This window comes from Aromatoleum sp., assembly GCF_035254505.1.
In the GTDB taxonomy this organism is placed as follows: domain Bacteria; phylum Pseudomonadota; class Gammaproteobacteria; order Burkholderiales; family Rhodocyclaceae; genus Aromatoleum.
Window position 1 is genome coordinate 114,896 of the sequence record NZ_DATFAO010000078.1, and the last position, 22,079, is coordinate 136,974.

Annotated in this window: 20 protein-coding genes; 19 read left to right on the forward strand and 1 reads right to left on the reverse strand. The window is 66.9% G+C overall.

Going from position 1 to position 22,079, the window contains the following annotated elements; genetic code table 11:
• Positions 1 to 269 precede the first annotated feature (269 nt).
• From VJ673_RS15605 to VJ673_RS15695, 19 genes are all read left to right on the forward strand, one after another.
• Positions 270 to 737, forward strand: a complete 468-nt coding sequence (locus tag VJ673_RS15605) for a hypothetical protein (protein ID WP_324127052.1) — start codon at positions 270 to 272, stop codon at positions 735 to 737.
• Positions 738 to 842: 105 nt separating this feature from the next.
• Positions 843 to 1,799: an EpsD family peptidyl-prolyl cis-trans isomerase gene (locus tag VJ673_RS15610; RefSeq protein ID WP_324127053.1), complete on the forward strand. Its 957-nt coding sequence runs from the start codon at positions 843 to 845 to the stop codon at positions 1,797 to 1,799.
• Positions 1,800 to 1,816: 17 nt separating this feature from the next.
• Entirely contained in the window at positions 1,817 to 2,635 is an 819-nt protein-coding gene (gene epsE / locus VJ673_RS15615; protein WP_324127054.1) for a polysaccharide export protein EpsE, read from the forward strand.
• Positions 2,636 to 2,648: 13 nt separating this feature from the next.
• Positions 2,649 to 4,064, forward strand: a complete 1,416-nt coding sequence (gene epsF, locus VJ673_RS15620) for a chain length determinant protein EpsF (protein WP_324127055.1) — start codon at positions 2,649 to 2,651, stop codon at positions 4,062 to 4,064.
• Positions 4,065 to 4,067: 3 nt separating this feature from the next.
• Positions 4,068 to 4,937: a chain length determinant protein tyrosine kinase EpsG gene (gene epsG, locus VJ673_RS15625; protein ID WP_324127056.1), complete on the forward strand. Its 870-nt coding sequence runs from the start codon at positions 4,068 to 4,070 to the stop codon at positions 4,935 to 4,937.
• A gap of 3 nt (positions 4,938 to 4,940) precedes the next feature.
• A complete protein-coding gene (locus VJ673_RS15630; protein WP_324127057.1) occupies positions 4,941 to 5,903 on the forward strand; it encodes a glycosyltransferase family 2 protein in 963 nt (320 codons plus the stop codon).
• A gap of 1 nt (position 5,904) precedes the next feature.
• A complete protein-coding gene (locus tag VJ673_RS15635; protein WP_324127058.1) occupies positions 5,905 to 7,305 on the forward strand; it encodes an O-antigen ligase family protein in 1,401 nt (466 codons plus the stop codon).
• Positions 7,302 to 8,720, forward strand: a complete 1,419-nt coding sequence (locus tag VJ673_RS15640) for an Atrophin-1 multi-domain protein (protein ID WP_324127059.1) — start codon at positions 7,302 to 7,304, stop codon at positions 8,718 to 8,720. The genes VJ673_RS15635 and VJ673_RS15640 overlap by 4 nt, the downstream gene beginning before the upstream one ends.
• 22 nt (positions 8,721 to 8,742) lie before the next feature.
• The gene (locus tag VJ673_RS15645; RefSeq protein WP_324127060.1) at positions 8,743 to 9,333 is read left to right on the forward strand and encodes a serine acetyltransferase; all 591 of its coding nucleotides are present in this window, start codon (positions 8,743 to 8,745) and stop codon (positions 9,331 to 9,333) included.
• Complete coding sequence (locus VJ673_RS15650) at positions 9,330 to 10,535, forward strand: glycosyltransferase (RefSeq protein WP_324127061.1); 1,206 nt, start codon at positions 9,330 to 9,332, stop codon at positions 10,533 to 10,535. Before VJ673_RS15645 ends, VJ673_RS15650 begins: the two co-directional genes overlap by 4 nt.
• Complete coding sequence (locus VJ673_RS15655; protein ID WP_324127062.1) at positions 10,532 to 11,716, forward strand: glycosyltransferase family 2 protein; 1,185 nt, start codon at positions 10,532 to 10,534, stop codon at positions 11,714 to 11,716. The genes VJ673_RS15650 and VJ673_RS15655 overlap by 4 nt, the downstream gene beginning before the upstream one ends.
• Positions 11,713 to 12,462, forward strand: a complete 750-nt coding sequence (locus VJ673_RS15660; protein WP_324127063.1) for a WecB/TagA/CpsF family glycosyltransferase — start codon at positions 11,713 to 11,715, stop codon at positions 12,460 to 12,462. Before VJ673_RS15655 ends, VJ673_RS15660 begins: the two co-directional genes overlap by 4 nt.
• A gap of 41 nt (positions 12,463 to 12,503) precedes the next feature.
• The gene (locus tag VJ673_RS15665; RefSeq protein WP_324127064.1) at positions 12,504 to 13,538 is read left to right on the forward strand and encodes an SGNH/GDSL hydrolase family protein; all 1,035 of its coding nucleotides are present in this window, start codon (positions 12,504 to 12,506) and stop codon (positions 13,536 to 13,538) included.
• A complete protein-coding gene (locus VJ673_RS15670; RefSeq protein ID WP_324127065.1) occupies positions 13,535 to 14,950 on the forward strand; it encodes an MBOAT family O-acyltransferase in 1,416 nt (471 codons plus the stop codon). The genes VJ673_RS15665 and VJ673_RS15670 overlap by 4 nt, the downstream gene beginning before the upstream one ends.
• Before the next feature lie 23 nt (positions 14,951 to 14,973).
• Complete coding sequence (locus VJ673_RS15675; protein WP_324127066.1) at positions 14,974 to 16,014, forward strand: glycosyltransferase; 1,041 nt, start codon at positions 14,974 to 14,976, stop codon at positions 16,012 to 16,014.
• Positions 16,011 to 17,489 (forward strand): lipopolysaccharide biosynthesis protein, encoded by a 1,479-nt coding sequence (locus VJ673_RS15680; RefSeq protein WP_324127067.1) that lies wholly within the window; start codon positions 16,011 to 16,013, stop codon positions 17,487 to 17,489. The genes VJ673_RS15675 and VJ673_RS15680 overlap by 4 nt, the downstream gene beginning before the upstream one ends.
• Positions 17,490 to 17,534: 45 nt before the next feature.
• Positions 17,535 to 18,359 (forward strand): polysaccharide pyruvyl transferase family protein, encoded by an 825-nt coding sequence (locus tag VJ673_RS15685; protein WP_324127068.1) that lies wholly within the window; start codon positions 17,535 to 17,537, stop codon positions 18,357 to 18,359.
• Between the two features lie 49 nt (positions 18,360 to 18,408).
• Positions 18,409 to 19,512 carry a nucleotidyltransferase family protein gene (locus VJ673_RS15690; protein ID WP_324127069.1) on the forward strand — a complete coding sequence of 368 codons (1,104 nt, stop codon included), beginning with the start codon at positions 18,409 to 18,411 and terminating at the stop codon, positions 19,510 to 19,512.
• 186 nt (positions 19,513 to 19,698) lie between these two features.
• A complete protein-coding gene (locus VJ673_RS15695) occupies positions 19,699 to 19,878 on the forward strand; it encodes a hypothetical protein (protein ID WP_324127070.1) in 180 nt (59 codons plus the stop codon).
• Between the two features lie 47 nt (positions 19,879 to 19,925).
• On the opposite strand, the gene VJ673_RS15700 is transcribed toward VJ673_RS15695, so the two are convergent.
• Entirely contained in the window at positions 19,926 to 21,989 is a 2,064-nt protein-coding gene (locus VJ673_RS15700) for a M3 family metallopeptidase (RefSeq protein WP_324127071.1), read from the reverse strand.
• Between the last annotated feature and the right edge of the window lie 90 nt (positions 21,990 to 22,079).

Genomic DNA, 22,079 nt, shown 5'->3' on the forward strand with positions numbered 1-22,079 from the left:
ATGGCTTGTTACTCAATCGACAGTATTCCGAATCAAAATGACCTTATTATTAAGGCTGTTGCAGCCAATTAATGACGCAACGACTCTATTTCGAATTGAAAATTAAATTAAGAGACGTTGATCTAGCAACTCCAGCTTGCTAGGTTGCAGAGCAATATAAGCCGTTTCTGCTCGAAAACAGCGCCATCAAACAAAGAGGTCGTATCGCTCGGATTACGCCCCGGATTGCACGCGGGAGAGATTTGCGTGCGCAGAGAGAGGTTGTGCTCATGTCTTTCATTACCGGAAAGTGTGCCGTTCTATCGGCCTGTCTGGGGGCCGCGGTTCCCGCGGCGAACGCAACAACGATCACGCTGGCGGGCGATAACATGACGATCCGCTACGAAGACAAGGCCATGGCATTGATCGGCACGCCATCGTTCCTCGCGACGAGTGTGATGGGCTTCACTGGCACCTTCGCCGGAGCGCAGCGCGGGGTCGTGGAGGCGGCAGGCGGCCTGGAAGGGCCGGCGGACGGCATCGGCGATAGTGCGGTCACCATCGCGGCGCTGGCACAGGAGGAACTGCCGCGGTCTTTTGCCGAAGGCGTGGCGCTCAGTTTCTCGGTCGGTGAAAGCCGCGGGGGCGAGCCCCGTCTTTATTCGCTCTTGTTGGCAGGCTTGGGACTTTTCGGACTCATTGTCCGGCAGAGAATCGCTGCCTTGTCACGTTTCTCGCATTCGCCGGGCTTTCTCTAGTTAGCTCGCCAATTCCACTCGGTAGTCGCAGCCAGGTGCACCTGCACGGGGTGCCGGTGGTGGCGATTTAACGACCTCAATTCCCGCATCGCTTCGGATAAATCAATGGCATTGGCCGTACGTTTCGCATTCCCGGTTGGTTTGCTTGCGATCGTCGTGCTCTCCGCATGCAGCAAGGGCGAGGCCGACGGCAAGCCCGCATTCGAGATCGTCGCAAAAGTGAACGAACAAGAAATTCAGGCAAACGAATTGAATTCGATGGTGGCCAATGGTGCGCCCCCCGGAAGCGAGGACGGCGCGGTGTTGGAGCGCTTGATCGATCAGGAGTTGATGGTGCAGCAGGCGCGCGAGCGCAATCTCGATCGGGACCCCCGCGTATTGAAATCCTTCGAGGCGGCCCAGCGCGAGATCCTGGCGCGCGCTTACCTGGAGCAGGTGACCGAACAGATTTCTCCTCCGACTGCGAAGGAGGTCGCGGCGTTCTATGCGGCGCATCCCGAGTTGTTCGCGAAGCGGCGGATCTACAGCCTGGAAGAGGTGGAAATCGATTTGCCGGCGGGGCGCTTCGAGGAGCTGCGGGCTCTTGCGCGGCCGACGGCGAGCCTGCAGGAGGTGACGGACTGGCTGACGGGGGAACGGATCGTCTTCCGCCTAACGAACTCGGTGACGCCGGCCGAACAGCTGCCGTTCGACAGCCTGAAGGGGTTTGCCCGCATGAAGGACGGCCAGATGGTGCTGACGCAGACTCCGGGCGGTGCCTTGCTCGTCCGGCTCGCTGCCTCGCGCACTGCGCCCCTCAATGAGACCAGCGCGCGGCCGATGATCGAACGCTACCTGATCAATGCCCGCAAGGTGGCGCTCGCGAAGGCTGAGGTCGAGCGCCTGCGCGGGCGGGCTCGTATCGAGTATCCGGCCAAGGGCGTGCGGCCCGCCGAGACCAAGGGCGTCGCCTCAGTCGATGGGGCGCGCGGCTTGGCAGCCGCTCCCGCTCCGACTTCTCCGACCGATGCGGCCGTCCCCGAGACGGTGGCCGCTCCGGACGCCGCATCCCTTAACCATTAATGACGAGGAAGACCCAAATGCCAAGGTCGACACTGCTTCGAATCCGGATCCTGATGCTCTTGGCCTGCGTATGCGCATGGGCCGCTCCAGGCTTCGCCGCCGACAGGGTGCGCGAATATGTGCTCGGGCCGGGCGACATCGTGCGCATCACGGTCTTCCAGAACCAGGACCTGACGACCGAGGGGCGGGTCTCGGAAAACGGGGCGCTGACTTTTCCGTTGATCGGGAGCGTGCCCTTGGGCGGGCGGACGGTGTCGGATGCGGAGGCGATGATCGCCGAGCGGCTGGGCAAGGGTGGTTTCGTCGTGAAGCCGCAGGTGACGGTGTTGCCGATCCAGGTGCGGGGAAATCAGGTCGCGGTGCTGGGGCATGTGAATAAGCCCGGGCGCTATCCGCTCGACACCTTCAACACGCGCGTGACGGATATGGTGGCGAGCGCCGGGGGTGTGGCCGAGGACGGCGACGACGTGGTGGTGTTGGTGGGGCTGCGCGACGGCCAGCGCGTGCGGCAGGAGCTCGATCTGCCGACGTTGTTCCAGCGCGGCGAGTCCGATGCCGATGTACTGCTCGCGCCGGGCGACGTGATCTACGTGCGCCGCGCCGACGTGTTCTACATCTACGGCGAGGTGCAGAAGCCGGGCGCCTTCAAGCTCGACCGCAACATGACGGTGATGCAGGGGCTGGCGACGGGCGGTGGCACGACGCTGCGCGGCACGGTGCGCGGGCTGCGTGTCCATCGTCGCGAGCCGGATGGCAGCCTGAAGGTGCTCGAGCCTTCGCTCGACGACCGGCTGCGTCCCGACGACATCATCTACGTGAAGGAAAGCCTCTTCTGAGGCGGGGCGTGACATGAATTTCGGACAAGTTTTGCGCGTCCTGCGCGCGCGCCTGAGGCTGATCGGCACGATCGCCTTCGTGGTCCTCGTGGCCGCGCTTGCGGCGGGGCTGCTGTTGCCGAAGAAGTATTCGGCCAATGTCGCCCTGGTCGTGGATGCGAAGTTCGCCGACCCGATCATCGGCAGCCTGCTGCCGTCGCAGATGATCGCGGGCTACATCTCGACCCAGGCCGACATCATCGATTCGGACCGCGTCGCGTTGCGCGTCGTGGAGATCCTCGGTCTCGACAGGATGCAGAAATTCCAGGACCTGTGGCAGGAGGAGACGGACGGCGCCGGTGACATCAAGGTGTGGATCGCCTCGGCGTTGCAGGGGAAGCTCGACGTGAAGCCGTCGCGCGACAGCAACGTGATCAACGTGAGCTACACCGGCTACGACCCCGGCTTCGCGGCGAGCGTCGCGAACGCCTTCGCGCAGGCCTACATGGAGACGTCGGTGGCGCTGAAGGTGGATCCGGCGCGGCAGTTCGCGGGCTGGTTCAACGAGCGCACGAAGGGGCTGCGCGATGAGCTCGAAGCGGCGCAGAAGCGCTTGTCCGACTACGAGCAGGAACATCACATCATCATCCCCGAGGGCGGGATCGACGTCGAGACCGCGCGGCTCGCGGAGTTGTCGAGCCAGCTCGTGGCGGTGCAGGGGCAGCGCGCGGAAAGCCAGTCGCGGCAAAGCCAGGCCGGTGGGGGCGAGGCTCTTCCGGAGGTGATGCAGAACCCGCTGATCGCGAATTTGAAGAGCGAGCTCGCACGCCGTGAAGGGGAACTCGAGCAGTTGCGCGGACGGCTCGGCCCCAATCACCCGGAAGTCGGCCGCATGCAAGCGATGATCGCTTCGATGCGCCAGCGCGTGTCGACCGAGACGCAGCGCATCGCCGCGTCGCTCGGCACCGCCAACCGCGTCAATGCGGCGCGCGAAGGCGAGATCGCCGCGGCGGTTGAGGCGCAGAAGGCGAAGGTGCTGCAGCTCAAGGCGCACCGCGACCAGATCGCGGTCCTGCAGCGCGATGTGGAAAGCGCCCAGAAAGCCTACGACCAGGTGGCGCAGCGCTTGTCGGCGACCAACCTCGAAAGCCAGACCCAGCAGACGAACATTGCAGTCCTTTCGCCCGCGGTGGCGCCGATCTGGCCCACGGGCCCGCGGCTGCTGGTGAAGCTCGCGCTGGCGATGGTCGTGGGACTCATCCTCGGTACGGGGACGGCGCTGCTGCTCGAACTGGTCGATCAGCGCGTGCGCAGCGAGGCCGACCTCATCACCTTGCCTGGCGTGCCGCTGCTCGGGCGCGTGCCCGGCGGCCGGTTCGGAGATGCACAGGAGGTCCGTGCGCTGCTGTTCCGGCCCCGGCTGCTCGGGCGCACAACAGGAGGTTATTGATTCATGAATGCACCCCTCACTTCCGCTGTGAATGTGTCCGGCGAGCAACCGATCGGGGCGATCCTGATGGCCGCCGGGCGATTGCGGGCGGACGAGAACGAACAAATCCTGCGCCTGCAGCGGGAAAAGGGCCTGCGCTTCGGCGATGCGGCGCTCCAGCTGGGCGTCGTCACGACGACGGACATCGACTACGCAATGGCGCGCCAGTTCGACTATCCGTATCTGCAGCGCGGCAAGAGCAACGTCTCGATGAGCGTCGTGGCGGCCTACAGTCCTTTTTGCGCGCAGTCGGAAGCCTTGCGCGCGCTGCGCAGCCAGCTCATGTTGCGCTGGTTCAACCCGCAGGCCGGGCGCAAGATGCTGGCGGTGGTCAGCGCGCAGCCGGGCGAGGGGCGGTCGTGGATGGCGGCGAACCTCGCCGTGATGTTCGCGCAGCTCGGGGAGCGCACGCTGCTGGTCGATGCCGACCTGCGCCGGCCGGCCCAGCACAAGCTCTTCGGTGTCGACAACCGCAGCGGCCTGTCCTCGCTGTTGCACGGCCGCGCTGTGCCCGACGCGATCCGCTGGCTGCCCGACCTGCGCATGCTCGCCGTGCTGCCCGCCGGAGTGCTGCCGCCGAATCCGCAGGAACTGCTCGCGCGGCCGTCGCTGGGCATGCTCCTGCATCAGTACGCGGCCTCCTTCGACGTCATCATCATTGACACGCCAGCCGGCGAGGACTGCGCCGACGGCATGATGGTCGCCGTCCGTGCCAAGGGCGTGCTGATGGTCGCCCGTCCCCATGTGAGCCGCGTCGCCTCCGTGCGCCGCTATGCGCGCCGACTGAACGAGGCGGGCGTGGGGCTCGCGGGTTCGGTGATTAACGGGGACTGAATCATGACCCGCATGATCGATGATCCGGAAATCCTCCTCGCGCAGGCGAAGGCGTCGGCGCAGCCGCGCCCGCTCGTCTCGGTCGTGATCCCGACTTACAACCGGGGGCATACGATACGGGCCTGCATCGAAAGCGTGCTCGCGCAGACGCTGCAGAATTTCGAGATCGTGGTCGTCGACGATGCGTCGGGCGACGACACCTGCGCCCGCGTCGCGGCGATCGGCGATCCGCGCATCCGCTACGTGGCCCATCCGCAGAACCGGGGCGGGGCGGCAGCACGCAATACCGGCGTGCGCGTCGCGACCGGCGACTACATCGCGTTTCTCGACAGCGACGACACCTGGGCGCCGCGCAAGCTCGAACGGCAGATCGCGTGGCTCGGCGAGTGCGGCCCGGAATACGGCGTCGCCTACACGTGGTTCATCGGCCGCGACCAGGCGGGCCACGAAGTGTCGCGTTCGGACCATACCTTGAACGGCTCGGTGAGTGACTCGCTGCTGGTATCGAATTTCGTCGGCACCTTCTCGAGCATCGTCGTGAGACGCGACCTCTTCGAGGAGGTCGGCGGGCTCGACGAGAAGCTGCAGAGCTGCCAGGACTGGGACTTGTCGATCCGTCTCGGGCGCGTGACGAAGATCTGCTGCGTGGACGAGTACCTCGTCTATTACCTCCACAACGGTCGCGACCGTCACCGCATCTCGGCGAACCCGCGGGCGCTGGTGCAGGGACATCGGCGCATGCTGGAGAAGTTCGCCGCGGAATACGCGCGCCTTCCGCAGGATCTCGCGGTGCAGGCGCTGAGGGGCTTCCTCGATGTCTTCGCGTCGGCCGGGTCCTTCGGCGACGTGTGGCGTCTCGGTTGCCGCATCGTCGGGCTGCGGCGCGACCTGTGGGGCCTTGGAGTGTGTGCGCGGGCGATGGCGCGAGCCGCCAAGCGCAACGTGACCCGGCAATTCGGTTACTGACATGCGCGGCGAGATGCAGTCCTCCCCTCCTGCGGTATTGATCGGCGGCGCGCTCTTGGTCGCGCTCGCGCTCGGGGTCGCGCTGCCGCTCTACGCGGACGCGATGTCCGAGAGCGCCGTGCGTCTGCTCGCGCTGCCGGCCTTGCTGGTGCTGGGCTTCATCTTCCTGCTTGACCGCACTTTGCTGCTCGCGCTGGTGCTGCTGTTCCGCGCCGCGGCCGACCTCGTCTTCGAGGAGACGCGCATCACGGCCGGCGGGCTGTCGATCGGCTTCGGCGGGCTGGTGAATATTTTCGTCATCCTGATCGCGATGCTGCTCGTGGCCGCGCGGCCCGAGCGCTTCCCGCGGCGGCTCGCGCCGGCGTGGATCGGATTCCTGCTCGCGGCGCTCATCGGCGTGGTGACCGCCCCCGACCACGGCGAGGCGGCACGCGACTTCCTGGCGCTGGTGTCCTACTTCGCGGTCTTCGTCAGCGCCTTCTACTTCGTGAAGGACGAGCGCGACTTCAAGGTGTGCGTGAAGATCGTGCTGCTGTCTTCGCTGCTGCCGGCGGCCTATGCGCTCGTCGATGTCGCGCTGAACGCGGGCGGCAATCTGCACGAGTTTCGGCTGAGGAGCACCTTCAGCCATCCGAACATCCTGGCCTTCTACCTGACGCTGGTGCTGCTGGTGTCGCTCTATGCGCTGAAGAGCCCGCTGATGGCCTTGTCGGGCGTGCGCCGCGTGCTGCTGATGGTCTACGTGCCCTACCTGCTGGGCCTGCTGTTGCTGACGCAGACGCGCAGCGCGTGGGTGGCCTGCTTCGCGATCTTTGCGCTGTACGCGCTGATGTTCGAGCGGCGCTACCTCGTCTATCTGTTCCTGGTGCCCTTCCTGGCCCTGCTCGTGCCCCATGTGCGCGAGCGCATTCTCGACCTGGGCAGCGGCAACGAGGTGTACCAGTACGCGAAGCTCAATTCCTTCGCGTGGCGGATGCAGCTCTGGGAGTACGGGCTGCGCTGGATCCACGCGTCGAACCTGCCGATGGGCTACGGGCTCGGGGCCTTCAAGTATTACGTGACGACCTTCTTCCCCTACGCGGGCGAGACGAATTTCGGCGCCCACAACATCTATGTGCAGATCGTGTTCGAACTGGGCGCGATCGGCCTGGCTGCCTTCGGCTGGCTCGTCGTCCGGCTGATCGGCACGCTCAGGCGCATGGCGGCGGCAGACCGGCTCGGCGCGTTCGTCGCGATCGCGCTGATCGTCGAGTATCTGATCATTTCAGCGTCGGACAACATCCTCTCGTATCTCGCCTTCAATTGGTACGTCTGGTTCGTACTCGGAGCCGGTTGCGCAGTCGCGCTGCGGCGGCCGGAGGCGGAGAGCGGGACGGTACAAGTGGAAGGAGACAAGCCATGAACGGCAACATCCATGAATCGGGGCTAAGGTGGGGCGCGCTACTCGGAATCGCGCTCGCATTGGTCGCGGTCGAGGCCGCGGCGCAACCGCAGTGGGGCAGCTACCTGACGCCCTTCTCGGCGAATTCGCCGTGGAACAGCCGTCCGGTGAACCCGCAGTTCTCGTCCTTCGTGATCCCCAAGGCGAGCTACTACCCGGCGGTGGCGGAAGGGGCCTGGTCGACGGGCATGTTCCTCGCGGAGCCCAACGACCCGCCGGTCACGATCGTCGGGCCGGACAACAGCAAGGGCGTTTGGGATCCGGATGCGGAAACCTACTACCCGTCGATCACGATCCCGCACTGGCCGATCGACGTCGTGCCGGCGTCGGCTGCCGACGGCCATGCCGACGTTGTCGATCCAACGACCGGGATCATCCATTCCTTCTACCGCCTCTCGCAGAACACCACCGGCCAGTGGGTTGCGAAGCAGTATGCCTGGACGCGCATCGACGGACGCGGCTGGGGCACGCCCGCGCATTACATGCAGGGCGCTCGCGCGGTGGGCGTGGCGACATCCGGCGGGTTGATGCGCAAGCATGAGATCAACGACGGTCAGACGATGTACAACCACGCGCTTGCGATGTCGCTGACCTACAGCGGCCTGGCGCCGAATCCGACCTATGTCGCGCCGGCGACCGCTGCCGACAGCAATGCGGCCTCGACGAATACCGGTCAGATCCCCGAAGGCTCGCTCGTGATGCTGCCGCCAAGCTTCGACGTGCGCACGATCAACACCGCCGCATTGCGCAAGGTGGCCGAAACGCTGAAGACCTACGGCGCATACGTTGTGGATCGGAATAGCGGTACGCCGTATGTGATCTACGTCGAGAACGGTTCGGGCTTCAACCTGAATAAGGGGGGCTGGAACAGTACGGCCGCGGCGGACCTCGAGCGGATCCGAGTCGCGCTGCGCCAAGTCGTCTCAGTCGACGGCTGGCTCGACGGCGCCGAGCAATCCTACACCCCCGATTTCAACTTGAACCGGTTGTCGATGCGCGGGACGTGGACCCTGAAGAGCGGCACGGTGCCCGGTGCCTATGACACCTGGCAGCAGGCGGTGGCGTTCCCGGCGACGGCGACGCCGTCGGTGGCAGTCAACACGACGAATCGTGGTCTGCATTCGGTGCTCTGGGCGCTTCCGGCGGCCGGCCAGCCCTACCGTTTCCGCGCGGTCACGACGGGCGGGGCGCTGCTGCGCATGAAACTGCTCAGCCGTTCCACCGGTGCGCTGCTCTTCGACAGCAAGGATCTCGCCAACGGCCAGACGGCGGATTTCGCGTGGCCGGCGGGCAACGTGAATCTCGTGCTCACCGCGACCAGCGGGGTAGGGGACGGCTCATCTGCAGCAGGCGAGTTGCTGCGGGTCGTCCAGTAGGCGAGGGGGAGTGCGGGCAGCGATGAGTCCTGATTCCGACTGGGCGGACGATCTGCGCCGCTATGGCCTGCGTCGCCCATTTCTGAAGGAGCAGTCGATCTGGGCGGTGGCCGTGTATCGCTTCGGCCGGCGCCTCGATGCACGCTGCCCGGGCCGTCTGACGCGCCTGATGGGCGCGTTCTACTGGTTCGCCTTCCGGCTCGTCGAGACGGCGGTCGGCATCAGCTTGCCGAAGAGCGCGGCGATCGGCGGCGGATTACGGATCTGGCATTTCGGCGGGGTCTTCGTCCATCCCGATGCGGTGCTCGGCCGCAACTGCACGTTGCGCCAGGGGGTGACGATCGGCAATCGCGACGAGGGCGGCCCGGTGCCGGTGGTCGGCGACGACGTCGAGTTCGGTGCCTATGCGCAGGTCCTGGGCGGCGTGCGCATCGGCAACGGCTGCCGGATCGGCGCGATGTCGGTCGTGCTGTGCGATGTGCCGGACGGGGCGACCGCGGTCGGAAACCCGGCGCGCATCGTCGGCGGGACCACTAGCGTAGCGACGCCGTTCATGCGCAAGGCGATGGGACACATGAACGAACTGGATTTAGCCGTGGAGAGCAGACGTTGAAGATCGCTTACCTGATCAACCAGTACCCGAAGGTGAGTCACAGTTTCATCCGGCGCGAGATCCTCGCGCTGGAGCGGCAGGGCTTCGACGTGCTGCGCATCGCCGTACGCGGCTGGGACGCCGAGTTGCTGGACCCCGAGGACGGACGCGAGCGCACGCGCACGACGTATCTGCTGCGCCACGGCATCGCACCGCTGGTCGCCTCGGTCGTGCGCGTGGCGGCAAGCTCGCCGCGGCGTTTTCTCGCCGGACTGCGCCTCGCGCTGTCCATGGGGCGCCGCGCCGAGCGGCCCTTGCCTTATCACCTGGTCTATCTCGCCGAAGCCTGTCACGCGCTGCCGGCCTTGCGTGCCTTCGGTGCGCGGCACATCCATGCGCACTTCGGCACGAACCCGGCCGAGGTCGCGATGCTGATCAGCACCTTGTCAGGGCTGCCTTACAGCTTCACCGTTCACGGCTCGGAGGAGTTCGACAAGCCGCAGTTCCTCGGCACGGGCGAGAAGGTGCGTCGCTCGGCCTTCGTCGTCGCAATCAGCTCTTTCGGCCGCAGCCAGCTCTTCCGCTGGGTCGAGCACCGCCACTGGCCGCGCGTGAAGGTCGTCCATTGCGGCGTCGAGCCGGCCTTCCATGAGGTCCCGCCGGCGCCGTCGCCGAAGGCGCCGCGGCTCGTCTGCGTCGGGCGGCTGTGCGGCGAGAAGGGCCATCTGCTCCTCGTCGAGGCGCTGGCCCGGCTCGCGGCGCGGAACATCGACTTCGAGATGGTCTTTGCCGGCGACGGCGAACTGCGCGGCGAGATCGAACGCCAGATCGTCCGCCACGCGCTCGAAGGAAAGATCCGCATCACCGGCTGGATCACTGGCGAGCAGGTCCGCGAGGAGATCCTCGCCGCGCGGGCGATGGTGCTGCCGAGTTTCTCCGAAGGCCTGCCGGTGGTGATCATGGAGGCGCTGGCCTTGCGGCGCCCGGTCGCGACGACTTACGTCGCCGGCATTCCGGAGCTAGTGCGACCGCAGGAGAACGGCTGGCTCTTCCCCGCGGGCTCGGTCGAGAAGCTCGTGAGCGTGCTCGAAACCGTGCTGGCGACCCCCTCGGCGGATCTCGAGCGCATGGGCGAAGCGGGCCGGCGGCGCGTGCTCGAACGGCACGACGTCGATGCCGAAGCGGGCAAGCTCGCGCGCCACTTCCAGGAGGCTCACGCATGAGTGTTCTGGCCGTGATCCTCGCGGCGGCGATCCTGCTGCTGCTCGTGCCGGTGCTGCTGCTGTTGCTGCAGGTCCTCGTCGCGCTGCCGCGGCGTCGCGCCCAGCCGGCGCCCTCCACGCCGCGCCCGCGGGTCGCCGTACTGGTGCCGGCGCACGACGAAGAGCACGCGATCGCCGCGACCGTGTCGGGGATCCGCTCGCAGCTCGGCAACGGGGATCGCATCGTCGTCGTCGCGGACAACTGTCACGACCACACCGCGCTGCAGGCGCGCGAGGCGGGCGCCGAGGCCGTCGTCCGGCACGATCCGGAACGGCGCGGCAAGGGCTATGCACTCGATTTCGGCGTGAGCTACCTCGGAGCGCTGCCGCCCGAGGTCGTCATGATCGTGGACGCCGATTGCAACGTCGGCGAAGGCGCAATCGATCGCCTCGCACGTGTGTGCGCGGCAAGCGGGCGGCCGGTGCAGGCGCTCTACCTCACGCGCGCGCAGGCGGCGGCCGGGCTCAAGACGCGAATCGCGGAATTCGCCTGGGCGGTGAAGAACTATCTGCGCCCGCTCGGTTACCGGCGGCTCGGTCTGCCCTGCCAGCTGATGGGCAGCGGCATGGCCTTCCCGTGGCCGATGCTGCGCGATGCCGAGCTTGCGAGCGGCCATATCGTCGAGGACCTCAAGCTCGGGCTCGACCTCGCCCGCGCCGGCAAGGCGCCGCTGTTCTGCCCGGATGCGCTCGTGACGAGCGTCTTCCCGCTCTCCGAGGAGGGACGTCGATCGCAGCGCACGCGCTGGGAGCACGGACACCTCGGGATGATCGCGAGCGACGCGCCGCGCATGCTGTGGTCGGCGCTCGTCCATGGCAGGCTGGGCCTCGCGGCGCTCGTGCTCGACCTGTGCGTGCCGCCGCTCGCGTTGCTGACGCTGCTGGTCGTCGCCCTCTTCGTCGCGGCCACTGCGCTGGCGGCCGCGGGCGGCCCGGTCGAGCCGTTCGGCATGGCCGCGGCCGGCGGGGTGCTGCTCGCCGCAGCAGTCCTGCTGGCCTGGATCGGTTGCGGCCGCAGCATCGTCTCGTTCGGCGATCTTGCGCGCGCGCCGCTCTACGCGTTGTCGAAGATCCCGCTCTACCTGCGCTTCGTCTGGCACCGGCAGGTCGATTGGGTGCGTTCGCGGAGGGACGCATCGTGAATGCGCCGACGGTCTTGTATGCCCGCTGGGAACAGGTCCTGAATCGCATCCGCACCGTCGACAGCGAGGCCGAGGCCGCTGCGCTTGCCGAAGAGCTGGCCGCGGGGCCGGGCGCGCGCATGCTCGCCTTCGTCAATGCCCACGCCATGAATTCGGTGGTCGGCGACTACGATTTCTACAAGGCGCTGTGCGACGCCGACCTGCTGCTGCGCGACGGCTCCGGCATGGCGATGCTGTACCGCATGCTGGGCGGTGTGCCCGGCCTGAACATGAACGGCACGGACTTCATCCCGCAGCTCCTCGCCGCCTATCGTGGCCGGCGCGTTGCGCTGTGGGGGACGACCGAACCCTATCTCTCGGCTGCCGCCGCTCGATGCGAGGCGGAGTTCGGCGTGGAGGTCGTGTCCTGCGAAAACGGCTTCCAGAGCACCGCCTACTACTGCGAGCAGGTGCACGAGACGCGGCCCGAGCTGATCGTGCTCGGCATGGGCATGCCCAAGCAGGAGCTGGTCGCGGGCCTCATGCGGTCGACCGCCGTGTGCGCCCCGCTGATCGTCTGCGGCGGCGCGATCCTGGATTTCCTCGGCGGCAAGGTTGAGCGCGCGCCGCGCTGGGTGCGCAGGCTTGGCGGCGAATGGGTCTACCGGCTGGTGCGCGAGCCCAAGCGCCTGTTCCATCGTTACGTCATCGGCAACCCCCTGTTCCTGCTGAGGGCGTGGCGTTGCCGCACAGCGGGGGCGCGATGACTCGCGCGTCGGGACCGGGTCGGCGCATCGGGAGGATCGCATTGACCGCGGCACTACTCCTGGCCACGTTCGAAGTGGGCCTGCAGATCCGCTCGCAGCTCCGCTTCGGCCAGAGCGTGCTGAACGCCGTGCGCGGCGAGACCCGCTACGTCGAGGACATGCGGACCGGCTTGAAGCTGCTGCGCCCGAGCCACGTGTTCCCTGGGCAGGACGTCGAGATCCGCAGCAACAGCCTCGGGCTGCGCAGCCCGGAAATCCTCCCCGCTCGCGCCCCCGGGAGCCTGCGCATTGCCGTCGTCGGCGCCTCTACGGTCATGGGCGAGCTCACGCCCAACAACGAAACGACCTTTCCGGCGCTGCTCGCGCAACGGCTGCGTCAGCGCTATCCGAATCGCGAGGTCGAGGTCGTCAACGCCGGCATCTCTGGCTACCGGCTCGAAGACCAGCTGCGCATGCTGCGCAAGATCGTGCTGCCTTTGCGGCCCGACCTGATCATTGTCTATCCCGGTTTCAACGACTTTGCCGACTACTGCGCCGAGCCGCCCGCGCCTGCCTCGACGCGGGAGGGCTTGCCGCTGCTTTCGGCTCCGGGCTGGTTGCTGTCGGTCGATGCGATAAGACGCCAGACGGCCTTCCTGCGGGCGGCGCCGCCCGGCACGAAATCGGTGCGCGACGCCGCCGCGATCGACATCGCACCCTATCGCGCCCGCCTCGAGCGACTCATCGAGACCGTGCGCGAAGCCCACGTTCCGCTGCTGCTCGCGACCAACGCCCGTGCTTACCGCAACGATCAGCCGATCGAGGAACAGTTGCGGCTGTCGGAGACGGCCCGCTACTTCAACCGCTGTTTCGACCTCTCCGGCCTGCACACCCTTTACGACCGTCACAACGCCGAAATCCTGGACGCTGGACGCCGTTTCGGCGTTCCGGTGCTGCCGCTGCATGCACAGATCCCCGGCGGGGCGCGCTACTTTGCCGACGCCAGCCACTTCTCGCCCGACGGCGAACGGCGTGCCGCCGACACGATCTTCGGATTCCTCATCAGCGTCGGCCTTCTCGGCCCTGACCGGTCATGAACTTCCAGTCCTTTCACTTCCTGCTCTTCGTCACCCTCGTGTTCACGCTGAACCGGGTGTTCGTCGCACGCCTCGACCTGCGCAAGAACCTGCTGCTCGCCGCCAGCTACTACTTCTACATGTGCTGGGACTGGCGCTATGCGGCGCTGCTCGCCTTCATGAGTGGCGTGAATTTCATCGCCGGCCGCAAGATCGACGAAAGCCGCTCGCAACGCTCCCGCAAGGGGTGGCTCGCGTTCGCGCTCATCCTGTCGCTGGGCGTGCTCGGCTACTTCAAGTACGCGAACTTCTTCATCGACAGCGCCGCCATGCTGCTCGAATCGCTCGGTCTGCGCGCCGATCTGCCCACGCTGCAATTGCTGCTGCCGATCGGCATCTCCTTCTTCACCTTCCAGAGCCTCTCCTACACGCTCGACATCTACCGCGGCCGCGAGCGCGCCTCGGGCAGCTTCCGCGATTTCGCCCTCTTCGTGGCCTTCTTCCCGACCGTGCTGTCCGGCCCGATCACGCGTGCGCGCGACTTCATGCCCCAGCTCGAAAGCCCGTTGCCGGATAGCGGCGAGCGCGCGGAGGAGGGCCTGGTGCTGGTGATGCGCGGCTTCATCAAGAAGATGGCCTTCGCCGACGTGCTCGCGGTGCAGCTCGTGAACCCCGCTTTCGCGTCGCCGGCCGATTACTCACCGTTCTACCTGCTCGTCGCCGTGTACGCGTTCAGCTTCCAGATCTACATGGACCTCTCCGGCTACACTGACATCGCGCGGGGCGTCGCGAAGCTCCTCGGTTTCGAGCTGCCGCAGAACTTCAACCGGCCCTACCACTCGACCAGCGTCTCGAACTTCTGGCAACGCTGGCACATCACGATGTCGGGCTTCTTCCGCGACTATCTCTATTTCGGCATCGGCGGCTCGAAGCGCGGCAACGTCTATCTCAACCTCTACATCACCTTCGTCGCGATCGGCCTGTGGCACGGCGCGGGATGGAATTTCGTCGTCTACGGCCTGATCCACGGCAGCTGCGTGTGCTTCGACCGCTGGCGGCGCGGGCGCCGTCGCGCGCAGGGGCTGGCCGAAGAACCTACCGGTCTCGGCCGCGTGCTCGCGATCTTGCTGACTTTCCAGATCGTCTCCCTGTCCCGGATCCTGTTCCGCGCGCCCGACCTCGCGAGCGCCGGTGCCTACGTGTCCGCGATGTTGCGGCCCGTGTCGGATCTCGCGCCCTTCACGACGGTCGGTGTCCTCACGTTGCTCCTCGCGATCCTGCTGCACTACCTGCCGCCCCGCCTCTTCGACGCGGCCTCGCGCGGCTATTTCCGGGTACCTCTTTTGCTGCAGGGAGGAGCGCTCGCCGCCCTTGTGCTGGTCTTGCCGGCGCTGTCGCCGGGCGGGGCGGCCTTCATCTACTTCAAGTTCTAAGCGCGCGGAAAGGGAGACGAGCGATGGCAGCTCAAATGACACGGGGGAAGGAAACCCGGCCGATCACGGTCCTGCAGTCCGTGCGGCCTCAGACGGACAACGACAACCCCTACGTGAAGCAGGTCATGACCGCCGTCGCATGCCACGCCGAGGTCGCCTTCTTTTCGTGGCGCACCGCGCTGTTCGGCCGCTACGACGTCCTGCATGTGCATTGGCCGGAGTTCCTGCTGCGGGCGCCCGAGCGCAGCAGGGGCTTGCAATACGCGCTCTTCCTCGCCTTGATCCTGCGCACCGCGCTGCTGCGTCGGCCCGTGGTGCGCACGCTGCACAACCTCGCGCCGCACGAGGGCGCCGGCATGCTTGAGCGCCTGTTGCTGCGCCTGCTCGATCGCCGCACCCGGATGTGGATCCGGCTCAACGCGGTGACCGCGCAACGCCCGCCGCAGACGATGACGATCCTGCACGGCCACTACCGCGACTGGTTCGCCGCGATGGACGTGCCGCCGCCACAGCCGGGGCGCCTGCTGTATTTCGGGTTGATCCGTCCCTACAAGGGCGTCGAGGACCTGCTCGACAGCTTTCTCGCCCTCGCGCCTGCGCTCGCCCCGGACGCCGAGCTGCGCATCGTCGGCCGACCCTCCACCGACGCCCTGCGCGAGAAGGTGGCCGATGCCTGCGCGGCCGACGCGCGCGTCAGCGCGCTGCTCGACTATGTCGACGACGCGACGCTCGCACAAGAGATCGGGCGGGCGGAGCTCGTCGTCCTGCCTTTCCGCGAGATGCTCAACTCCGGCTCGATGCTGCTCGCGCTGTCGCTCAACCGCCCCGTGCTGGTGCCGCGCAACGCACCCAACGTCGCCCTGGCGGACGAAGTCGGACGGGACTGGGTCTATCTCTACGACGGCGAACTCAACGCTGCGACGCTCGCCAACGCCTTGTGGCGCGTCAGGACGACCGCCCGTGCGCCGACGCCGAACTTCTCTCACCGCGAGTGGGCCGATGCCGGCGAACTGCACTACCTCGCCTATCTCGCCGCGATCCGCGGCCACGGGAGGCATGCATGAGCGCCGACAACGCATCCGCCGCGACGGCTCCCGTCGGCCTGGGCGCGGCCGCTGCGCGCGGCGCCGCGATGACCTTCGGCGGGCAGGCATGCAAGGTCTCGCTCCAGTTCGGCGGCATCATCTTCCTCGCCCGCCTGTTGTCGCCCGCCGACTACGGGCTGGTCGCGATGGTCACCGCCATCGTCGGCGTCGCCGAGGTCCTGCGCGACTTCGGGCTGTCCTCGGCGATGGTCCAGGCGCCCAACGTGTCCCTGGCGCAGCGCAGCAACCTGTTCTGGATCAATAGCGGGATCGGCGCCGTACTCGCGGCGGCAGTATGTGCCGCGGCGCCGGCGATCGCCGCCTTCTACCACCAGCCGGCGCTCGAGTCCGTCACCCGGGCACTCGCGTTCTCCTTCTTCCTCAACGGCCTCGCCACCCAGTTCCGCGCCCAGCTCAATCGCGACATGCGCTTCGGGCGGCTGGCGGCCGTGGACGTCACCGCGATGGCGGTGGGTCTGGCCGTCGGACTGAGCCTTGCGTTCAACGGCCGCGGCCATTGGGCGCTGGTCGGCCAGCAGCTCAGCCAGGCGGTCGCGACGCTGACGATGCTGATCGTCGCGAGCGGCTGGCGTCCCGGCCTGCCGCGGCGCGGCGTCGAGATGGGCCGCTTTCTGCGCTACGGCGGAAACCTGATGGGCACGCAACTGATCTCCTACGCGAGCCGCAACATCGACGCGCTGATCATCGGCAACCGCTTCGGCGCCGAACTGCTCGGGCTGTACAACCGCGCCTACCAGCTGCTGATGTTGCCGCTGAACCAGATCAACGCGCCGGCAACCTCGGTCGCATTGCCGGTCTTGTCGCGGCTGCACAACGACCCGGAGCGTTACGCGCGTTTCCTGCTGCACGGCCAAGCGCTGATCCTGCATGTCACGATCGCGATCTTCACCTTTGCCTGCGCACAGGCCGAGCCGCTCATCGTGCTGGTGCTTGGGCCGCAGTGGGCGCCGGCCGTGCCCATCTTCCGGGTCCTCGCCTTCGCCGGCATCTTTCAGGCGGCAGCAACCGCCACCTACTGGGTCTTCCTGTCGAAGGGACTCACGGGCTCGAATCTGCGCTTCACGCTGTCGTCCCGTCTGTTCGTGATCAGTGGCATCGCCTTGGGATCGCTGTGGGGAGTGCCGGGGATCGCCGTGGCGCTGTCGGTCGGTGCCGCCACGACCTGGCTCTGGGGGCTCGCGTGGCTGCGCGACACGGGCGCGCCGGTCGGGGCGATGCTCGGCAACGGCTTGCGCATCGTCGCGGCCTACGGCTCGTGCGGCGTCGCCTCCGCGGCGGCGTCCGCCTTTCTGGCCGGCCCGCTCGCCCCGCGACTCGCCCTCGGGACCGTCGTCATGCTGGCGGCCTTCCTGCTCGTGACCTCCCTGTGGCCCGCCTTTCGCCGCAGCGTCGCCGACATCCTGCGCGGTCGCTCGCTATTGCGCGCCGGCTGAGCGCAGGCCTCGCACTCCGATCCCCCAACGACTCCACACGAGACCATGCTGAACAGGATCCGAACCCTTATCTCAGGCCACGAGACCAAGACGCAGGCGCTGCCGATACCCGGGGCGCTGCCCTACGGACATGTTTCCCTTTTCCATTGGCGGCCGGCCAACGGCAGCGTGAACTTCGGCGACCATCTGTCGCAGATCGTCGTCTCGCGCGTGCTCGGCATGCGCGGCCTGACGCTCGACGACGAGGTCACGCGCTCCGCGCGGCTGCTCGCGATCGGCTCGATCCTCCATTTCGCCCGCGACGGCGATGTCATCTGGGGGGCGGGCGTCAACGGCAAGGTCGAGGAGTCCTGCTTTACCGCCCAGGGCCTCGACGTCCGCGCCGTGCGCGGTCCGCTCACCGAGGAATTCCTGCGTCGGCGCGGCATGCGCGTGCCGCCGGTGTATGGCGACCCGGGATTGCTGGTGAGGCATCTCTTCGCCGGCCGCTTCCGGCGCACGGGCGAGAAACCCTACGTCTTCGTGCCGAACCTGCACGACCTTCGGCTCGTCGTCGGCGACCCCCGCGTCGTGTCGCCGCTCGCGGGCTGGAACACCGTCATCGCCGAGATCGTCAAGGCACGGCTCGTGCTCGCGAGCTCGCTGCATGGCCTCGTCATCGCCGAATCCTTCGGCATCCCCGCGCGCTATGTCCGCCTGTCCGAGACCGAGAACCTCTTCAAGTACAAGGACTACTACTACGGCACCGGCCGCAGCGACTTTCGCTATGCAAACTCGATCCCCGAGGGGCTGGAGATGGGCGGAATGCCCGCGATCGACTTCGATCCCCAAACCCTGCTGGCCGCCTTCCCGTGGGACTTGTGGCGATGAGCCGGGCAGGGGATCGACGACTGTTTTCCAACAAGAGAGAGGTAGTGCTATGGCAAAAGCGATGATTCTGGCCGCGGGGGAAGGCACGCGCGTGCGCCCCCTGACGAGAACCGTACCGAAGCCCATGGTGCCGATACTCGGCAAGCCCGTGCTGGAATACTTGATCGAGCACCTCGCCAGCTTCGGCGTGACGCAGATCATGATCAACGTCGCCTTCAATCATTCCAAGATCGAAGATTACTTCCGCGATGGCCATCGCTGGGGCGTCGAGATCGGCTATTCCTTTGAAGGCATGCGCGACCACGGCGAGATCGTTCCCAAAGCCCTGGGTTCGGCCGGCGGCATGCGCCGCATTCAGGACTTCGGCGGCTTCTTCGACGAAACGACGATCGTGATCTGCGGCGATGCGCTGATCGACCTCGACATCCGCTCGGCGCTCGACGAACATCGCCACAAGGCGGCGCTCGCGAGCGTCGTGACGCTGGAGGTGCCGCGCGAGCAGGTGCGCAACTACGGCATCGTGGTCGCCGACGAGTCGGGCCGCGTCAAGTCCTTCCAGGAAAAACCGCAGCCCTCCGAGGCCCGCTCGACGCTGGCGAGCACCGGCATCTACATCTTCGAACCGGAAGTCCTCAACCTGATCCCCGCCGGCCGCAACTTTGATATCGGCAGCGATCTCTTCCCCCTGCTGGTCGAAGAGAAGCTGCCCTTCTTCGCCCAGAAACGCTTCTTCAACTGGATCGACATCGGGCGGCTGACCGACTATTGGGACGTGCTGCAGCGGGTCTTGCGCGGCGAGGTGGCGCAGATCCGCATGCCCGGCGTCGAAGTGCGCCCGGACGTGCGGGCCGGCCTCAACACCTCGATCGAGTGGGACAGCGTGCACATCAGCGGGCCGGTGTACATCGGCTCCGGCGTGCGCATCGAACCGGGCGTGTCCGTGATCGGGCCGGCCTGGATCGGACACGGCTGCCACCTGCGCGGCGGCTCGCGCGTCGAACGCAGCATCCTGTTCGAGTACACGCGGGTGGGCGAGGGGCAGCGCTTCTGCGAGAAGATCCTGTCGCCGCAGTACTGCGCCGATCGCTCAGGCGAGACGCTCTATGTCGGCGACGACCGCAGCAGTCTGCGCTGGGGCGACGCGCGCGCTTGAGCACCGGCGCGGCTGTCGGAAGACTTTACACCGGCTCGCCGCGCCGCCCGGTCGCCTGTCGGATCCCGGCGCCAAAGCGTTGTCGCCGCGCGGTTTTTACATTAAGGCACAAATTTTGCTCGGACGCTCATGAGGGCGCGCGGAGTTCGCCTGCCAAGCCGGCACGCGGCCCCCGAGGAGATCGCCATGGTGTACGAAGGAGCCGAGCTGCGTGTCGATTGGGCCATGCGCCAATACGTCGGCACGATCATCTACTATCTCGCCCACGGCGGAGACCAAGCGAATGCACGCATGAACATGACCGAGCGGGGAGTGCCCGTCCATGTGCAGCGCCGGGTACTCGAGGGCAAGGCGGCGGTCGACTGACCGCCGTTTCTTTTACCTGCACGAGCGACGCGCGACGCGTACGCTGATTACACCTCCGCCATCCCGTTGTGCCGCAGCAAGGCATCGACCCTTGGTTCGCGACCGCGGAAAGCCTTGAACGATTCGATTGCCGGACGGCTTCCGCCCACCGCGAGGATCTCGCGCCAGAAACGCTCCCCGGTCGCCCGATCCAGTAAGCTGCCCTTGCCGCGGCCAGCCTCCTCGAAGGCTTCGAACGCATCCGCCGACAGCACTTCCGCCCACTTGTAGCTGTAATAGCCCGCCGCATAGCCGCCGGCGAAGATGTGCGAGAAGCTGTGCGGGAAGCGGTGCCATGCCGGTGGCACGACGACCGCGACCTCCCTGCGCACCTCATCGAGCAGCGCCATCACGCGTTCGATCGCCACCGGCTGCCGCGCCTCGGTCGGCGCCACCTCATCGTGCAGGCGCAGGTCGAACAGCGAGAATTCGAGCTGGCGCACCATCTGCATGCCGCTCTGGAAGTTCTTCGCGGCGACCATCTTATCGAAGAGCTCGCGCGGCAGCGGCGCGCCGGTGTCGACGTGGGCCGTCATGCCGGAGAGCACATCCCATTCCCAGCAGAAGTTCTCCATGAACTGACTCGGCAGTTCGACCGCGTCCCACTCGACGCCGTGAATGCCCGACACCGCGAGGTCGTCCACGCGCGTCAGCAGGTGGTGCAGCCCGTGGCCGCACTCGTGGAACAGCGTCAGTACGTCGTCATGCGTGAAAGTCGCCGGTTTGCCGCCGACCGGGCCGGGGAAATTGCAGACGAGGTACGCGACCGGCGTCTGCAGCCCACGCATGCTCGAATAACGGCTGCGCGCCGAGTCCATCCACGCGCCGCCGCGCTTCGTCTCGCGCGCGTGCAGGTCGAGATAGAAATGGCCGACCGCGGCGCCGTCCTTCTCGATGCGGAAGAAGTGCGCGCTCGGATCCCAGCGCGGCGCTTGCTCGGCCACGATCTCCACGCCGTACAGGCTGCGGATCACCCCGAACAGCCCTTCGAGCACCTTCGGCTCGGGGAAGTACTGCTTCACTTCCTGCTCGGAGAAGGCATAGCGCGCCTGGCGCAGCTTCTCGGAAGCGTAGGCCATGTCCCAAGGTTCGAGCGGCGAGAGGCCGAGCCCGCTGCGGGCGAAGGTCTGCAATTCCGCGAGATCGCGCTCGGCGAAGGGCTTCGCCTTCGCTGCGAGCTCATCCAGGAAGCCGAGCACCTGCGCCGGCGTTTCGGCCATCTTCGCGACCAACGACACTTCGGCGTAGTTCGCATAGCCGAGCATCTGCGCCTCTTCGTTGCGCAGCGCGAGGATGCGCCCGATCAGCGGGCCGTTGTCGAGTTCCGCCTTGCCCTGTTCAGAGGCCCGCGTCGCATACGCGCGATACATCCGTGCGCGCAGCTCGCGGTTGTCGGCGTACTGCATCACCGGCAGGTAGGCCGGCATCTGCAGCGTGAATTTCCATCCGGGCTTGCCGTCGCGTTCAGCGGCGGCGCGCGCGGCCTCGATCGCGTCCGGCGGCAGTCCGGCCAGATCGGCTTCGTCCGCTATCCACTCCGCGTGAGCGTTGGTCGCGTCGAGCAGGTTCTCGGAGAACTTCGCCGCGAGCGAGGACAGCTCTTCCTGGATCTCCTTGAAGCGCGGCTTGTCGCTCTCCGGAAGCTCTGCGCCCGACAGGCGGAAATCGCGCAGTTCATGGTCGACGATGCGCTGGCGCGTCGGCGACAGCATGTCGTACTCGGCGCTCTCGAAGAGCTGGCGGTACTTGTCGAACAGTTCGAGGTTCTGGCCGACCTCGGCATAGAAGCTCGACACCTCGGGCAGCAGCGCGTTGTAAGCCTCGCGCCACTCCGGCACGTCCATCACGCTGTGCAGATGGCCGACGATGCCCCACGCGCGGCCGAGCCGCTCGCCTTCCTCCGTCAGCGGCGTGACGAAGTTCGCCCAGGTCGGCGGGGCCGGCTCGGCGACGAGCGCGGCGATCATCGCGCGGTTCTCATCGATGAGCTGGCGGATCGCCGGCGCGACGTGCTCCGGCCGGATGTCATCGAAGCGCGGCAGGCCGGTGAAATCGAGAAGGGGATTTGTCATTCGGGTTCCCGGAAACGCTAGTGTGTTGGGGAAGGATGCCGGCCCTCCGGCCGGCACCGGCTCTGGCAGCCATTCTAACCGCGCCGCTTC

What these genes read in the sequence shown, in the direction of transcription:
- VJ673_RS15700 (WP_324127071.1), bottom strand. Translation starts at nt 21,989, where the DNA reads ATGACAAATCCCCTTCTCGATTTCACCGGCCTGCCGCGCTTCGATGAC.
- epsG (WP_324127056.1), top strand. Translation starts at nt 4,068, where the DNA reads ATGAATGCACCCCTCACTTCCGCTGTGAATGTGTCCGGCGAGCAACCG.
- VJ673_RS15640 (WP_324127059.1), top strand. Translation starts at nt 7,302, where the DNA reads ATGAACGGCAACATCCATGAATCGGGGCTAAGGTGGGGCGCGCTACTC.
- VJ673_RS15645 (WP_324127060.1), top strand. Translation starts at nt 8,743, where the DNA reads ATGAGTCCTGATTCCGACTGGGCGGACGATCTGCGCCGCTATGGCCTG.
- VJ673_RS15685 (WP_324127068.1), top strand. Translation starts at nt 17,535, where the DNA reads ATGCTGAACAGGATCCGAACCCTTATCTCAGGCCACGAGACCAAGACG.
- VJ673_RS15655 (WP_324127062.1), top strand. Translation starts at nt 10,532, where the DNA reads ATGAGTGTTCTGGCCGTGATCCTCGCGGCGGCGATCCTGCTGCTGCTC.
- VJ673_RS15605 (WP_324127052.1), top strand. Translation starts at nt 270, where the DNA reads ATGTCTTTCATTACCGGAAAGTGTGCCGTTCTATCGGCCTGTCTGGGG.
- VJ673_RS15635 (WP_324127058.1), top strand. Translation starts at nt 5,905, where the DNA reads ATGCGCGGCGAGATGCAGTCCTCCCCTCCTGCGGTATTGATCGGCGGC.
- VJ673_RS15630 (WP_324127057.1), top strand. Translation starts at nt 4,941, where the DNA reads ATGACCCGCATGATCGATGATCCGGAAATCCTCCTCGCGCAGGCGAAG.
- VJ673_RS15610 (WP_324127053.1), top strand. Translation starts at nt 843, where the DNA reads ATGGCATTGGCCGTACGTTTCGCATTCCCGGTTGGTTTGCTTGCGATC.
- epsF (WP_324127055.1), top strand. Translation starts at nt 2,649, where the DNA reads ATGAATTTCGGACAAGTTTTGCGCGTCCTGCGCGCGCGCCTGAGGCTG.
- VJ673_RS15695 (WP_324127070.1), top strand. Translation starts at nt 19,699, where the DNA reads ATGGTGTACGAAGGAGCCGAGCTGCGTGTCGATTGGGCCATGCGCCAA.
- VJ673_RS15680 (WP_324127067.1), top strand. Translation starts at nt 16,011, where the DNA reads ATGAGCGCCGACAACGCATCCGCCGCGACGGCTCCCGTCGGCCTGGGC.
- VJ673_RS15690 (WP_324127069.1), top strand. Translation starts at nt 18,409, where the DNA reads ATGGCAAAAGCGATGATTCTGGCCGCGGGGGAAGGCACGCGCGTGCGC.
- epsE (WP_324127054.1), top strand. Translation starts at nt 1,817, where the DNA reads ATGCCAAGGTCGACACTGCTTCGAATCCGGATCCTGATGCTCTTGGCC.
- VJ673_RS15670 (WP_324127065.1), top strand. Translation starts at nt 13,535, where the DNA reads ATGAACTTCCAGTCCTTTCACTTCCTGCTCTTCGTCACCCTCGTGTTC.
- VJ673_RS15675 (WP_324127066.1), top strand. Translation starts at nt 14,974, where the DNA reads ATGGCAGCTCAAATGACACGGGGGAAGGAAACCCGGCCGATCACGGTC.